This window comes from Pseudomonas sp. PSPC3-2, assembly GCF_049897085.1.
Lineage (GTDB): Bacteria > Pseudomonadota > Gammaproteobacteria > Pseudomonadales > Pseudomonadaceae > Aquipseudomonas > Aquipseudomonas paraveronii.
Genome location: NZ_JAFCVO010000024.1, coordinates 19,348 through 33,318, shown reverse-complemented (window position 1 = coordinate 33,318; position 13,971 = coordinate 19,348). Strand labels below are relative to the sequence as shown.

General features: G+C 62.2%; 11 protein-coding genes. All 11 read right to left on the bottom strand.

The genetic code is table 11. The annotated features are described in order from the left end of the window. Position 1: 1 nt before the first annotated feature. The 11 genes from pgaB to ACP7CJ_RS26620 all read right to left on the bottom strand — a co-directional run bounded on the left by pgaB (position 2) and on the right by ACP7CJ_RS26620 (position 13,862). Positions 2 to 1,999, bottom strand: a complete 1,998-nt coding sequence (pgaB, locus tag ACP7CJ_RS26670) for a poly-beta-1,6-N-acetyl-D-glucosamine N-deacetylase PgaB (RefSeq protein WP_426102755.1) — start codon at positions 1,997 to 1,999, stop codon at positions 2 to 4. A 12-nt stretch (positions 2,000 to 2,011) separates the two neighbouring features. Continuing rightward, the gene (pgaA, locus tag ACP7CJ_RS26665) at positions 2,012 to 4,492 is read right to left on the bottom strand and encodes a poly-beta-1,6 N-acetyl-D-glucosamine export porin PgaA (protein ID WP_426102753.1); all 2,481 of its coding nucleotides are present in this window, start codon (positions 4,490 to 4,492) and stop codon (positions 2,012 to 2,014) included. 297 nt (positions 4,493 to 4,789) lie between these two features. Continuing rightward, positions 4,790 to 6,286 (bottom strand): YdgA family protein, encoded by a 1,497-nt coding sequence (locus ACP7CJ_RS26660; RefSeq protein ID WP_426102751.1) that lies wholly within the window; start codon positions 6,284 to 6,286, stop codon positions 4,790 to 4,792. A gap of 149 nt (positions 6,287 to 6,435) precedes the next feature. Then, on the bottom strand, positions 6,436 to 7,068 hold the full coding sequence (locus ACP7CJ_RS26655) for an NADH:ubiquinone oxidoreductase subunit N (protein ID WP_276195732.1): 633 nt from the start codon (positions 7,066 to 7,068) through the stop codon (positions 6,436 to 6,438). Positions 7,069 to 7,164: 96 nt separating this feature from the next. Continuing rightward, complete coding sequence (locus ACP7CJ_RS26650; protein WP_426102749.1) at positions 7,165 to 8,607, bottom strand: efflux transporter outer membrane subunit; 1,443 nt, start codon at positions 8,605 to 8,607, stop codon at positions 7,165 to 7,167. Next, complete coding sequence (locus ACP7CJ_RS26645; protein ID WP_276195728.1) at positions 8,604 to 9,494, bottom strand: efflux RND transporter periplasmic adaptor subunit; 891 nt, start codon at positions 9,492 to 9,494, stop codon at positions 8,604 to 8,606. The genes ACP7CJ_RS26650 and ACP7CJ_RS26645 overlap by 4 nt, the downstream gene beginning before the upstream one ends. Next, positions 9,491 to 9,700: a DUF1656 domain-containing protein gene (locus ACP7CJ_RS26640; protein WP_276195726.1), complete on the bottom strand. Its 210-nt coding sequence runs from the start codon at positions 9,698 to 9,700 to the stop codon at positions 9,491 to 9,493. Before ACP7CJ_RS26640 ends, ACP7CJ_RS26645 begins: the two co-directional genes overlap by 4 nt. Further along, positions 9,697 to 11,775, bottom strand: coding sequence for an FUSC family protein (locus ACP7CJ_RS26635; protein ID WP_276195725.1), 2,079 nt, complete (start codon positions 11,773 to 11,775; stop codon positions 9,697 to 9,699). The genes ACP7CJ_RS26640 and ACP7CJ_RS26635 overlap by 4 nt, the downstream gene beginning before the upstream one ends. Beyond that, complete coding sequence (locus ACP7CJ_RS26630; protein ID WP_276197879.1) at positions 11,772 to 12,203, bottom strand: MarR family winged helix-turn-helix transcriptional regulator; 432 nt, start codon at positions 12,201 to 12,203, stop codon at positions 11,772 to 11,774. The genes ACP7CJ_RS26635 and ACP7CJ_RS26630 overlap by 4 nt, the downstream gene beginning before the upstream one ends. A 592-nt stretch (positions 12,204 to 12,795) precedes the next feature. Beyond that, positions 12,796 to 13,212 (bottom strand): hypothetical protein, encoded by a 417-nt coding sequence (locus ACP7CJ_RS26625; RefSeq protein ID WP_426102747.1) that lies wholly within the window; start codon positions 13,210 to 13,212, stop codon positions 12,796 to 12,798. Next, the gene (locus ACP7CJ_RS26620; protein WP_426102745.1) at positions 13,209 to 13,862 is read right to left on the bottom strand and encodes a hypothetical protein; all 654 of its coding nucleotides are present in this window, start codon (positions 13,860 to 13,862) and stop codon (positions 13,209 to 13,211) included. The genes ACP7CJ_RS26625 and ACP7CJ_RS26620 overlap by 4 nt, the downstream gene beginning before the upstream one ends. Between the last annotated feature and the right edge of the window lie 109 nt (positions 13,863 to 13,971).

Below are 13,971 nucleotides of genomic sequence, written 5' to 3'. Positions count from 1 at the left end.
GTCAAGGGTTCCATTGGTTGGAAAGGGCCGGACGCACTGTCTTCAGGTCCGGGGAGTTTTCCAGGAAGTTGTCCGGGTAGTAGCCAAAACTCGTGACCCCCTGGCGTTTGAGTACACCCATCCACTCAGCCAATTGCGCACCGCTCAGGTCCGGCGCGGCCTTGGTGCGCCAGTCTTTGGCTTGCAGTTCGAATACGGTACGGTCCAGTGCGCCGGGGCGCGCCTTGACCGTGGCGACCAGTTTTTCCAGCCAGGCGTTGGAATTTTTGAGGGTCTCGCCTTCCATCAGCGGCATGGCCATCGGCGCGGTCCAGTCATAGGTCTGGAGGAAGTCGTCGAGGTTCTGCGCAAACCACGCTTCGCTCTGCGGATTGAGCATCGGCTCGGCGAAGATGTTGCGCGCGGTCTGCACCTGCGGACCACCGATGGCGCGGACCTTGGCAGTCAACTCCTGGGTGAAATCGATCAGGTAACGACTCTTGAAGCGTGTCCAACGCTGCATCACCGCCGGGTCGGCGCGCAGGGCCGCAATGCTGGCGGGCAAGCCGTTGGCGGCATAGACCTTGAGCGCGGCGGGGCTGGCGTCTTCGAAGTCGGACAGCAACGCATCGTCGTGGTACAGCACGCCGTCGATGGCATTGTTGCGGGCCAGGTCCTCATAGATCTCGCCAATGATCTTGCGCACCTGCGGGTCGAACGGCGACAGGCGCTGGTATTGATCCGGGTCGAGGCCGACCTTGCCGGTCTCCGGGTCCCAGCGGGTCACGCGGGGCAGCTTGGGGTCGAGGGCAAAACTGAGCACCGGCATCCAGGCATACACGCTGGCATGGGCACGGGTGTGCAACTGCCAGGCGACACGGTTGAACAGGTCGGCACGCACCGGCAAGTGGCGGTTGGGGAAGTACAGTTGATGCACCAGGCCGTCACCCTTGGGGTCGGCGAAGGCTTGCAGGAACACGGTGCCCGCGCCCATGTCCACCACGCGCTGCACCAATTGGTCGAGGTTGCGCGCTTGTTGGGCCGGGTCCGGGTCGTAGACGTTGTCCAGGTCCACATGCAGCACCCGCAGCGGTGCCCGGGTTTGCACCGCGACGATGCTGTTGGCGAAATGTTCGCCGTCCGGGTCGGACGCCACCAGGAAGCGCGGGCTGTTCATCAGGTTAGCCGAGCTATCGAGGCCATCTTCCAGGGTCAGGGCCATTTCATAGCCCTGCTCGCCGACGATCGCCAGCGAGGTGCCCTTGGCCGCGCCATAGGGCCATACCCACACCCGTGGCGCCTTGCCGGTGACGCTGCGGATCTTGTTGGAGATCGCCACGACGTCCGCGCGCATCCGCGCCTCGAACTGCGCCTGGGTTTCATAGCGGCCCGTGGCCGGATCGAAGCGCAGGGAGGTCGCAGCCGGTTCGAGGTTGCCCTGGGGGTTGGCCAGGATCCCTTTGTGACTGGCATCGGTGTGGGCAGCGATTTCCACCAGGCCGGAGCGGGACACTTCGCGGATCTGCTCCCAGGTCAGGAACTCACCTCGCGGGCGCGGTGAGCCGGCGAAGTCCACCGGTTGGTTCAACGGCGTATCGATCCAAGCGCCGACCGGCGCGAGCAGGGCCGGCCAGTGGTAGGCCCGCAGTATCGGCATCACGCGGGTATAGAAGCTCGAATAGCCGTCATCGAAACTGAGCATCACGGCTTTGGGCGGCAGCGCCGGACCGCCACGGCGGGCGGCGAGGATCTGGTCAACACTGACCGCCTGGTAACCGTTCTCCCGCAGCCAGGCCAACTGCTCGATCAAACGTTCGGTACGCACTGCCACTACCGTCTGGTCGGGGTCGCGATCCTCGACATCGTGGTAGGCAATGCCCAGGAAATGGTTTTTCGGCCACGGCGCTTCGTTGGCCGAGGTCGGCCGCTCGGCGGGTGGAGTGAAGGGGGCGGGCTGCTGGGCGCAGGCACTGGCCAGCAATACACCCAGGACCAGCAAGCAACGGCTGAGGACAGTCATGGTCAGGCTCTTCTAGAAGCGGTAAGTGAGGTCGACGAGCAGACGCAGATCGCGTTCGCGAACACCGTCATAGGGTCGGCTGATCAGGCTCAGGTTGGCGCCGGCTTCCAGAACGTCGTTCCAGCGAACGCGTTGGCCGTAACCGATCAAGCCGACGCCGCCGGTGGAATAATCCTTCTGGCTATACGTACCCGCACCGACTTGGAATTGCTGACTCCACTGGGTCTCGTAGCGGTGATAGAGCACATGGTTGACGGTGACGGTGGGCAACACGCTGAAGTCCGACTTCGGATTGAAGTACACCGTGTCGGCCTTGCTGTTGCGGCTGGCGCTGACTTCCAGGCCCAGGTCCACTTGCACGCCCGGCGAGCTATAGATGCCCTCGCGGCCGGTGAGCAAGGTTTCGACGCGGTCGTTGCCATCGCTGAAGTGCGACGGGCTGAGGGACAGCTTCCACTCACGGCTTTCATTGGCGCGCCAGCGGATGAAGCCGCTGCCGCCGTTGGCCGTGATGTCGGCATTCAGCGCACGTAACGGTGTGGTAGCCGAGAGGTAATCGAGGCTGCCGCCGTATTGCCAGTTATCGTTGATGTCGCGGGCGATCGACACGCGCGCGCCTTGTTTGGAGCCAAAGCCGTAGGAGTGGTTGGACACCTCGGCTTCCAGGGTCATGTCGCGGGTCCGCCGCTCCACGCCCACGCGCTGCCAACGGTGCTGGCCGGTGCCTTCGGAAAAGTCGGCGGTGGCGTAGCCGGCGCCGGCGAACAGGCGCCAGTCTTCATCGATGGGCGGCGTGTAGATCACGCTTTCAATGCCCCAGTCACGGCTGCCGGTGACAGCCCCCACGTCACCGTTATTACCGCCGCCATAGCTTTTGCCGGTGTAGGCCTCGACGCGCACCTCGGCCATGTCGTGGACGTTGCGCAGACGCTGGAGGCGCTGCACCTGGCGGCTGTCGGGGTTGCGGGCGATGACGTCGTCGGCAAGCACGTCGAGTTGGCGCCACTCCTGCAGATCCATGGCGGTGTAGGCCTGGGACACTTCCAGGCCGATGTCACGCGGCACCTGGGCTTCGGTTTCCTTGAGGATCGCTTCGGCGCGCCGTGGCAGGTCGCGGGCGCGGTACATGTCAGCCTGGGCCAGGTGCAGGCCGACGTTGCCCGGCGCCCGTGCTACCAGCGCATCCAGGCCGGCTTCGCTGCCCGGCAGATCGCCGCCGTACACGCCGGACTGGGCCGACAGTTGTTGAGCATCCATCCACGCGTCGTTGGGGTTGCCGATGGGCAAGCCTTTGAGTTCGACCCGAGGTTTCTGGTTGTTGGCGAGGGTATTGGCGACCTCGCGGGCGTCGACACCTTTGTCGCTTTCCTGCAGGGCGTAGAACAAGGCCGTGCTGTCTTCGACCCGGTCATCGGGCTCGGCGTCGGTGGCGCTCAGCGCCTGACGATAGAGCGGCTCGGCCTTTTCCGGCTGGCGCTGGTCGAGGTAAGACGCTGCCACCCAGCGCACCGCATAGGTTGGCAGTTGCACGCCTTCGGCCGTGAGGGTTTCGTACTCGCGAATCACCTCGGCGGTGCGCGCCCGAGCCTTGAGCGCGCCCAGGCGGTCGATGCGCCAGCGCACCACGTCGTCATGGGCGCTGGCATCGGGGGTCCAGCGGGCGAGCAGTGTGTCGTAGTCCTGCAGGGCACGGTCGGCGATCACGTAGCGTTCTTTCTCGGTGCGCGTGGCGAACTCGGCCATGCGTACCCGCTCGGCGGCCAGGTCGCCTTCGAGGCGGCGCTGGGTGACCGGGTCGAGCAGGCCCGGGCGCTGGGCCGCCAGGCGCAAGGCCGGCTCTGGCAGGCGGGCCTTTTGCAGGGCGACGATGTATTCGCGGGCCACTTCAGGCTTGTCGCCAGCGCGGATAAACGCTTGGTCGAACTCGAACAAAGCGTCGTAGTTCAAGCCGGCGCGGGTCAACGCGTAGCCCAGGGCCATGCGCCGGTTGGGTTCGTCGGGTTTGGCCGCGACCAATGCGCGGGTGCGCTGCACCGCCTCGCTGGCTTGGCCGCCGTCGGCCTGGGTCAACGCCAGGCCGAGTTGCAGGTCGACATTGCTCGGTTCACGCAGCAACGCCTGGCGATACACCGCCTCGGCCTTGGCCCACTGCTGTTGGTTGCGATAGGTGCGCGCCACCGTGGCGAGCGCCTGGGTGCTCAGGTTGCGATTCTTGCCCTGGGCCTCATACACCTTCAGCACTTCGGCGTCCTGGCCGGCCCACCCGGCGATCACCAGATGGTCGCTGACCTGGCCAGGCGTCTGGCGTTCGGCAGACAGCTGGCGCAGTTGGGTCAGCGCGGGGGTGAAGTTGCCGTTGCGCGCCTGGATGATCAGGGCGTCATAGGCCGGGTCGGCCACGGCAAAGGTGGGCATCAGCAACTGGCTGCACAAGGCGACCCCGACGAGCAGTCGCAACCGGCCTGATGCACTGAGTGGTGGGTTTGGCAACATATCGTGAGCTTCCTTACACACGGAAAGCTGTAACGATAGGTGGTCCTGAGCAATTTGCTGCAGGGTGCCGGCGTCTCGGGACCCGGCCTAGCTTTCCTGTAGGAACTATCCCTTAAGAAAGTGAGAAAAAGGCCAACTCATAACAATTGTTCAGAATTGCCCGACACACTAAAAAATGAATACGGGGGCGGACTTGCCGGGGATAGCGGGGTATCAGCCAATCGCGATGGCGACTATTTGACCCGTATCACCCGCAACCCCGCCCCCGTTATTTTTTCCTGAGTGGTGCAGAATTTTTTACTGCGCGCCGCTCATCGCACCGACTTTGGACATCACGAAGGTGAGGAATTGTTCAACCGTCATCTTCTGGCCGTTGAACGTCACTTCGTTGTTGGCGTAGTGCAGCTTGGACACCACGTCGCTGCCGACCAGGGTCGCCAGTTGCGTGCCGACGGCAACGCCGCTGACCATCTCGCTGGCCATCTGGGATTGCTGCTCGATCGCTTCAGGTGCGGTCACACCGGCGAGCTGCGCCTGCAGGGCGGCAACGTCAGCGATCATAGGCTTAGACAGGCTCAGGTTGGCATCGAGCAACGCGATGATCTGCTTGCCCAGCTCCATCGGCGGCAGTTCCATGCTGCTCGGCTTGGCCAGGTCCACGATCAGGTTGAATTTGCTTTCGCCACGGGTGGTTTTCAGCGACAGGTTTTCCACCGCCACTTGCGGCTTGGCGCTCAGCAATTGGTTGACGTTGGTATCGGCCAAAGCCTGCTCGGCCTCGCTCAGTTGCAGCTCAGGCGCCGGCTCACCGGCGGCGGCAGCGGCCTGCACCGGCGCCATTTTGTCCTGATAGAGCTTGGTCAGCACCAGCATCGACGGCACGTCGACGTTTTTCATGCTCAGCGCCATGGCGGCTGAACCCACGGGTTTGCCCTGGTAACCGATCTCGTCGATCTTGTAGTCGACGCGGCCGGCCAGGTTGTTGTCCTTGGTTTCGCTGGTGTCTTTCTGCTCGAAGCCCTTGAGGGTCAGCACGGCCTTCTGCGGGCCCATGGTGAGCTTGGTGTCGGTCAGTTCCACGGTGTTCTGCCCGGTGTAGAAGCCGAACGTGGATTTCTCCAAGTTGCTGGCCACGGTCAGCCCGGCCAGTTCGGCTTCGAACGGCGAGCCATTGGCGTCGACTACGGCGACCTTGAGGCTGTTCATGTAGCCGTCGGCCTTGACCTTCTTGCCTTCGGCGCTGCTGTCGAAGTTCAGGTTGGCGCCGGAGAAACTCACGGAAGACTTATCGTCCTTGAACTCCAGCGGCAGCAGTTCGACGTTGCCGTTGACCGAGCGGCTGTAGCCGATGTTGGCCACGCCTTTGAGCGGCGATACGTCTTTGGCGGCGGCAAACCACTTCTCGGTGGTGGGGTTCTTTTCCAGCTCATAGTGACTGGTGGCCATGACTGGCAGCCATTTCAGCGTGACCAGGCGCGAGACCGGCAGCGGGCCGTGTTCGATATGGTCGACGAACAGCAATTCAGGGTTCGGGTTGTCTTCGCCGAAGACCGCGCCTTGTGCTTTCAGGCGGTAATGGGCGGTGCTGCTGAACACGCCACGGTCCAGGGACACCAGCTCAAGGGCCATCGTGCCGTCGACACCGGCCATGGAGGTCTTGAGTTCCTTGTTGGCGTTCTGGATCGCGGTTTGCAGCACCGGTTCCAGTTGTTTACCGGTAAACCAGGCGCCGCCTGCACTGACGACGCCAACGGCGACAACGAAACCCAAAAGAACGACTGCTGGCTTATTCATGAAGTGACCTGATCAAATCCTGTGAGAAGTGGGCTGTCTTCCTTGAACCCCAAGTGAGGTTGGCTCAAGCCCGCCGAAAAACGGGGGGAAGATTAGCACTGGGGGCCGCGAACGGCCCAGACTTTCAGAGGGATCAGTTCTACACAAGTTCAGGAGTATTCCATTTCGATCTCGTCCAACTGGTGGTCGAAACTCTTCAAACGGGCGGTCCAGGTGTACACCAACACCTCGAATTCACGGTGTATTACGGCATTGCCGGGGGTATCGACCTTGGGATCACAGAAGTCCAATTGGTAGCGCTCTCGGGCCATCTGCGTGGCGACATCGGACAATTCCCGCGCGTTATTCAGCCAATGCCTACCCTCGGCAATTTGTCGATCGAGCAGCACGCATTGTTTTTTCAGGGTTTCGAGACTTTTTTCCAGGGGCGTGCCGGTCAGGTCGCCCATGACTTCCTGGAAGGTACGCCCGGGCTGCCAATAGCTGCCCCAGAAATAGCGGTCGAACACGGTTTCGACCCGGCGCAGGGCGACCTTGGTGTCCCAGATCGCAACGCGGGTCTTGCCTTGTTCGAGGAGCTTTTTCTTCACCCGTAGATTTTGGTAGGACGCCCAGGCCACGACGCCGATGGACAAGGTGCCGATCACCAGGCAGGCGCTGTCGAGAAACACCATGGCCGTGTCGATTCGGTGAGCGAGCATGACGCCGTAGAAGTAAGCCGCCGATAACAACACCAGTGCGAAGCACACGCACCAGAAAGCGGGAGCATAAGGGTTTTTCATTATTGGAATCCCCATGAGCAAACGCGAGCTGTGTCAGGCGGGCTCTCTGCCAGTCAAAAAGCATGGCGGCCCGCCTGACAAAGCATAGCTACCTGCTCAGGGTTTGCCGGGCTGTGAGGCTTGCGTTCGTCCGCTTTCCCAACCGCCGCCCAGGGCCAGGAACAGATCGATCTGGCTCATGGCAACCTGCGTGTTGGCCGCCGCCAGTTGCCCACGCACATCGGTGTAGGTGCGCGTGGCTTGCAGGTCGGCCAGGAACGACGCGCGGCCGGCCTGGAAGAAGCGGTGGGTCTGGTCGGCGGCTTCCTTGGCCGACGCGTCGGCTTCGGCCAGCGCATCGCGACGCTGTAACTGCGCGGTGTACTGCGCCAGGCCGGTCTGGGTTTCGCGGATGGCGTTGAGCACCACCCCGTCGAAGTGCGCCAGGGCGCCCTGGGTCGCCGCTTCGGACTCGTGGATGCGCGCACGGGCGCCATTGGTCGGTACGGTCCAACTGATCATCGGGCCAACCCCCCAGCGGTTGGTGGCGGGCGTGCCGAGGTTGTCGAGCAGCCCGACCGTGCCAATGCTGGCGCCGATGCTGATGTCCGGATACAGCGCGCCCGTGGCCACGCCGATACGTGCGGTGGCGGCGGCCAGTTGGCGTTCCGCCTGGCGCACATCGGGGCGACGTTTAAGCAGCGTCGCGCCATCGCCCACCGGCAGCAGTTGGGCGATGTGGGGGAGTTCGGCGCACGTGCCGGTGCCCGCCGGCAGTTGATCCACCGGCTTGGCCAGCAGCATCGACAGGCGGAACAGCCCGGCCTGGCGCGCAGCTGCATAGCGCGGCATATCGGCGCGCAAGGATTTGTACTGGGTTTGCGAGCGGGTGACCTGGGTTTCATCGCCGCGCCCGGCGTCGCGCAGGCGCTGGGTCAACGTCGTGCTCTGGGCTTGCAGGTCGAGGGATTGGTTGGCGATCGCCAGTTCTTCGTTGGCCGCGCAGACTTGCGTATAGGAACGCACCACATCGGCGACCAGGGTGATCCGCGCAATATCGGCTGCGGCCTGGGTTGCATCGGCGCTGGCCTGGGCGCTTTCGATGCCGCGTTGCAGGGTGCCGAACAGATCGAATTGATACGAGGTGGTGATGCCCACGCTACCGATATTGCCCACCGGGACTTTTTCCGAGAGCAAAAACGCTTCACCGGACTCTTGCAGGCGCTGGGCCTCGGCCTTGGCGCCGGCACTCCAGCCGCCGACAGATTGAGCCTCCTGTACCTGATAGCGCGCCCGCTGCAAGTTGGCGGCGGCGACGCGCAGGTCGGTGTTGGAGGCCATGGCCTGGCGCACCAGTTCATCCAGGCGCGGGTCTTTGTACAGCTTCCACCAGTCGGCCGGCACCGGCGCCGAGACCACGTTGTTGCCCTCGCCCGCCAGTTGCCCTTGCAGGTCGCCACGGTTCATCGCGGCCTTCTCCGGCAGTCGGTAATCCGGGCCGACCACCTGGCAGGCTGACAACAGCAAACCCAGCGCAGCGGTTGCCACAATCTGCTTCATGGCTGGGCTCCGTCCTTGGGCTTGTCGCCGATGATCGACACCGTCGCCGTGCGGCCGGCGATCATGCGAAAGTCCGCCGGCACCTCGTCAAACGCAATGCGCACCGGAATCCGCTGGGCCAGGCGCACCCAACTGAACGCCGGGTTGACGTTGGGCAGCAGGTTGGCGCCGCTGCTGCGGTCACGGTCTTCGATACCGGCGACGATGCTCTGCACATGGCCGTGCAGGCGTGCGCTGTCGCCAATCACGCGGATATCGACGCCCATGCCGACGTGGATGCCGTCGAGCTTGGTCTCTTCGAAGTAGCCGTCGATATGGAAGGAGTTGCTGTCCACCACCGACAGCACCGGGTGCCCGGCGGTGACGAACTCCTGCGTGCGCGGCGCACGGTCGTTGACGTAGCCGTCCACCGGGCTGCGGATCACCGAGCGGTCGAGGTTGAGTTGGGCCGAGTCCACCGTCACTTGCGCTTCGGCCAGGGCCGATTGGGCACGGGCGACGCGGGACTGGCTTTCTTCCAGTTGCTCGCTCGGCACCAGGTTGCCCAGGCCACGGTTACGCTTGTACTCGCGCTGGGCCTGGGCCAGGGTTTCCTGGCGGTCGGCCACGGCGGCCTGGGCCTGGCGCAGGGCCAGCTTGAAGCGGTCCTGATCGACGGCGAACAGCACCTGGCCTTTGCTCACCAGTTGGTTGTCGCGCACGTCGACCCGCTGGATCAACCCGGACACGTCCGGGGCAATCTGCACGATGTCGGCACGGATGTGGCCGTCACGGGTCCAGGGCGCATACATGTAGTACATGACCATGCGCCATACGACGACGACCGCGAAGCTCACGATCAACAACGTCAGGACGACACGGCCGATGGTCAAAAAGGGTTTTTTCATGTCATCAGGTATCGACTGAGTGAGTCCACCGCGCCCAGCAACAGCGCATAGAGCCCCACGTTGAACAATGCCCGGTGCCAGACCAGGCGATAGAAGTGGAGACGGGTCAACAACCCATGCACCACCAGAAACAACACGTAAGCAATGCCCATCAGCACCAGCAACGTGGGCAGGAACACCCCGCTGATATCCAGATCACCGATCATAAAGGCGCTCCATCAGGCAGCGGCGCCTCTGTCTCGGTGCCGCCAATCATTTCCACGCCGGGCAACAGTGCCAGGCGCAGGCCCGCCAGGGCGTGCAGCAGATGCAGGCGGGTGTCGTCTTCGTCTTGCAGGCCTTGGCCGTTGAGGGCGCGGCGCGTGCGGTCGAGGGTCAGCAGCAGACCGCTGGGCGAAGGCAAGCGTTCACCCGCCTTGAGGCAGGCCTTGTAGTAAGCGCCGACGCCTTCCACCACTTGGTCGAGCAACACCCGCGGTACGCCGTAGATCCGTGGCGAGTAGGCCAGCAGGTCGAGCAGGTTCAGCGCCACGCGCAAATCGCGCAGGGCGATGCCCGTGTCCTGGCCGATGATCGCCAGGCGCGGCAGGTGCTGCATCAGGCGGTCGAGCATTTGCGCGGCCAGGTGCCGGTGTTCGGCCAGGGTCGCCGGTTCGGTCAGGCCGACGATGTCGCGCCAACTGAACCGGGTCAGGCGCTTGGCGGCCAACTCGGCACCGAAGGGCCGGGCGATCAGCGTCCACACAAAGGCAAACAGCAGGCCCACGGGCCCGGCCAGGTTGACGTTGGCGAAGTTGAGGAAGTCGGCGTCATAGGCGCCCTGGATGCTGATGAACGACGAGGTATTCACCAGCGTCAGCAGCATGCCCAAGTAGAAACGCGGCTGTACCGTGAGCGTGCCAATGCAGATAAACGGCACGGCGAACGCCAGCACCAGCATGGGGAAATCGTGCAGGTTGGGCAGTACCAGGAACAGATACAGGCTGGCGAACAGCACCGACATGGCGGTCCAGAAAAAGAACCGGTAGATCTGCGGCGCCGGGTCGTCCATCGACGCAAAGAAGCTGCAGGCGACGGCCGCCAGGATCACGGCGCTGCCGCCGTCGGTCCAGCCCAGCAGAATCCACAGCACCGAGGCGACGATGATCGCGGTGACGGTGGAAAACGCCGAATAGAGCATCAGGCCACGGTCGAGAAACGGCGTCAGCCGGCCCAGGCGCCAGTGGCGGTACACGGCGCGCCAGGTGTCCTGGCTTTCACATTGGATCGCGGCCTGCAGGCTGCGGCAGTCTTGCCACAGGTCGATCCACTCACCCAGGCGATACAGGGCGTTGGAGAACAGCAGCGTGTGGCGGTCGTCCAGCGCTTCGCCTGCCGGTTGCAGGGCGTCAAGTTGGTCACGCAGGGCGCGCCAGCGTTCCAACGGCGCGGATTCGGTGGTGCTGTGCAGCCACTGATCCGTCGCCGCCAGCAACGGCGCGAGCGTTTCGAGAAACTCCGGCGCACGGTGCTCGATGGCGTACAGCGCATCGTCGAGCGCATCCACCACCGGCAGCAGGTGGATCATCCGCCCGCGCAATTCCTTGGTGTTGCGCACCGTCTGCGGCCGGGCGCCTTCGTGGGGCAACTGGCCGATCATCAACTCCAACGTGTTGAAGGTGGCGACCATGCCGCTGCGCAAGGCGCTGACTTCTGCCGGCGCCACGTTGCGGCTCAGAAAGCGCTGGCTGTAGACCTGGGCGTCGCTGAACCACTTGGCCACCGAACCATCGAACACCGGCATCAGGCGCCGTGGCCAGAACATCGCGCCGACCACCGCCGCCACCGCGATACCCAGAAAAATTTCCTCGGTGCGCGCTTCGGCCACGTCCCACACCGCCAGGGGATTATCCACCACTGGCAAGGCGATCAGCGGCAAGGTGTAGCCGGCCAGCATCAAGGCGTAGTTATTCGCGGTGCGCAGGTGCATGGAGAGAAACAGCAGGGTGCCCGTCCACAACGCAATCACCACCACCAGCAGGTAAGGCGACTGCACGAACATCGGCACAAACACCACCGCCGCCGCCGCGCCCATGAAGGTGCCGATGGCGCGGTACAACGCCTTGGAACTGGTCGGGCCGACAAACGGGCTGGAGACGATGTACACCGTGGCCATCGCCCAGTACGGACGCGGCATTTGCATGAGCATGGCGATGTACAACGCGATCATCGACGCAGCGAACGTGCGTACCCCGTAGAACCAGTCCTTGGCCGGCGGCATGCCGGTAAAAAATCCCCTCAAGATGCCGCAACCGCTGGAGGTTGATGGGCGGCTTCAAAGGCGCGCAACACACGCAGCGCAACCTCCATGTCGGCAGGCGCGATATCGGCCAGCACCTCGCGGCGCAGACGCACCAGTTGCGCCTCCACCGCCTGCACCAGCTCACGGCCACGTGCGGTGAGGCTCAACGCCTTGGCGCGGCGGTCGTGGGCGTCTTCGGCGCGGCACACATAGCCGCCGCTGCACAGTTGGTCGAGCAGGCGCACCAGCGACGGGCTTTCCATCCCCGACGCCTGGGCCACTTTTACCTGATGCACCCCGTCGCCCAGGCGGCCGATCATCAACAACGGCACGGCGCAGGCTTCGGAAATACCGTAGCTCACCAGCGTGTTCTGGCAGATTTTGCGCCAGTTACGGGCGCCCACCACCATGCTGCTGCTGAGGTTCATCTGGAGTTGTTCGAGGGTCTTGGGCACTGGATCATTCGCATACAGTTAGTTTGCTAACTATCAATATGGTGGATGGAGCCGAATGCGTCAAGTTTTGAAACAATTTAGCGGGTGGGTGGAGATGGAGGTCAGTAAAGCGGGTTTGAGCGCGGGTGTTGGATTTTCAGCGATAGCCGCAACGCCGCATGACCCATGTGGGAGGGGGCTTGCTCCCGATAGCGGAGGTTCAGGCAATACATGGTTGACTGATCTACGGCTATCGGGGGCAAGTCGAATCGTCGCACCGCCCCTCCCACATTTGGATCGGCGTCGGCTTCAGGATCGCTGTGCAGCCTGCCATTCAGGCGGCGCCTGGGTAAGTAAAGCGGGTTTCAGCGTGAGGGTTGGATTTTCAACGATAGCCACAACGCCGCATGACCCATATGGGAGGGGGCTTGCTCCCGATAGCGGAGGTTCAGGCAATACATGGTTGACTGATCTACCGCGATCGGGGGCAAGCCCCCTCCCACATTTGGATCAGCGTCGGCTTCAGGATTGTTGTGCAACCGGCTTATTGACCGCTCAGTCTCCTAAGTGGCTCTGCTGGAAAATATCAGCACCTTTTGCTCCACCGCCAGACGCTCCAGACTTTCACTGCCTCGGATACAACAACTAACGCAGCCATTAACACCACGTTGTAGTTAGGCACAAGCTGAGCACCTACCAGCAACAGCGAAACAGAAGGCACAATAAAAGCCAATCGCAAGGGTGTTTGAAGGTAAGTAACCCACCTCACCTGTTCACGTCCAAGAAAGAACAGTAGGCACGAGATCACGATGGAAACTTGCAGCAGCATGGCAAAGCCGAACAGGTATAACTGCACAACGCTATGATCACGCAGCACCCATAAAGCACTTTCAAGATCGCTTAAATAAGGAATCCTTCCCTCTATTGCGCTGACCACTGCATACCGGATCAGATAAAGGGCATCCATGGCTCCCCAAAACCAAAAAACATGCTTGCGTGTCATTTTTTTACATCCTTGTATTCATAGGCCACATCAGGTGTTACAGGTTGCCAGTGCCAGGATTTTCCACCCTGTTGCCAATTGTCATCCCCATCCAGATAGCGTTGTTTGATATGCCGTAGATCACCATACCGACGCTCAACCGATCTGTGAGTAAGCTGATCATCGCGACTGTCAAGCCTCACCCACCGTTGAGTCATAACCCTAGTGGTGTTCGCGAGATCCTTGCCATCCGATAAGAACATTCGCCCCTCATCACCCATGGAAACTAACCGATTAGCCACCAATAGTGCGGTGTTTTTAATGCCATCGTAATCGATGCTGACTTTTTCCCACTTACCCGGCCCGACATAAAGCCGACGGCCCATCAGATGCCCGTATTTAACGCGACACGCTCTACTTAAAGGAACGAAGGGATGGTCCGTCACGAATAACCAATCACCTGCCGCGAGTTTATCCAACACTCGCCGTTGATCTTTTTCCTCAGGACAACAAACAGGGGAAATATTGCATTCACTAAGAAGTTCACTCAGTCCCTGCAACGCATAAGGCGCACGAAAAAATTCCCTTACTTTGCTGCCGGCAAAATAGGGACTCTCGATTTTTGTGAGGTCATATTGTTCAATTTCAGCGCGGGGGATCAGTCGTTTCATGTTGTGTCCAGAAGAAGGAGTCAGCCCCTGTTGATAAGGGTTCCTCACTCTGCCCACCATCATCTACTTCCTTTTAGTCGATAGGAAATTTCCCAACCTCGTGTATCAC

Bases quoted from the DNA above. Each gene is read 5' to 3' on its own strand.
- pgaB (WP_426102755.1), bottom strand. From the start codon at position 1,999: ATGACTGTCCTCAGCCGTTGCTTGCTGGTCCTGGGTGTATTGCTGGCC.
- pgaA (WP_426102753.1), bottom strand. From the start codon at position 4,492: ATGTTGCCAAACCCACCACTCAGTGCATCAGGCCGGTTGCGACTGCTC.
- ACP7CJ_RS26660 (WP_426102751.1), bottom strand. From the start codon at position 6,286: ATGAATAAGCCAGCAGTCGTTCTTTTGGGTTTCGTTGTCGCCGTTGGC.
- ACP7CJ_RS26655 (WP_276195732.1), bottom strand. From the start codon at position 7,068: ATGAAAAACCCTTATGCTCCCGCTTTCTGGTGCGTGTGCTTCGCACTG.
- ACP7CJ_RS26650 (WP_426102749.1), bottom strand. From the start codon at position 8,607: ATGAAGCAGATTGTGGCAACCGCTGCGCTGGGTTTGCTGTTGTCAGCC.
- ACP7CJ_RS26645 (WP_276195728.1), bottom strand. From the start codon at position 9,494: ATGAAAAAACCCTTTTTGACCATCGGCCGTGTCGTCCTGACGTTGTTG.
- ACP7CJ_RS26640 (WP_276195726.1), bottom strand. From the start codon at position 9,700: ATGATCGGTGATCTGGATATCAGCGGGGTGTTCCTGCCCACGTTGCTG.
- ACP7CJ_RS26630 (WP_276197879.1), bottom strand. From the start codon at position 12,203: ATGAACCTCAGCAGCAGCATGGTGGTGGGCGCCCGTAACTGGCGCAAA.
- ACP7CJ_RS26625 (WP_426102747.1), bottom strand. From the start codon at position 13,212: ATGACACGCAAGCATGTTTTTTGGTTTTGGGGAGCCATGGATGCCCTT.
- ACP7CJ_RS26620 (WP_426102745.1), bottom strand. From the start codon at position 13,862: ATGAAACGACTGATCCCCCGCGCTGAAATTGAACAATATGACCTCACA.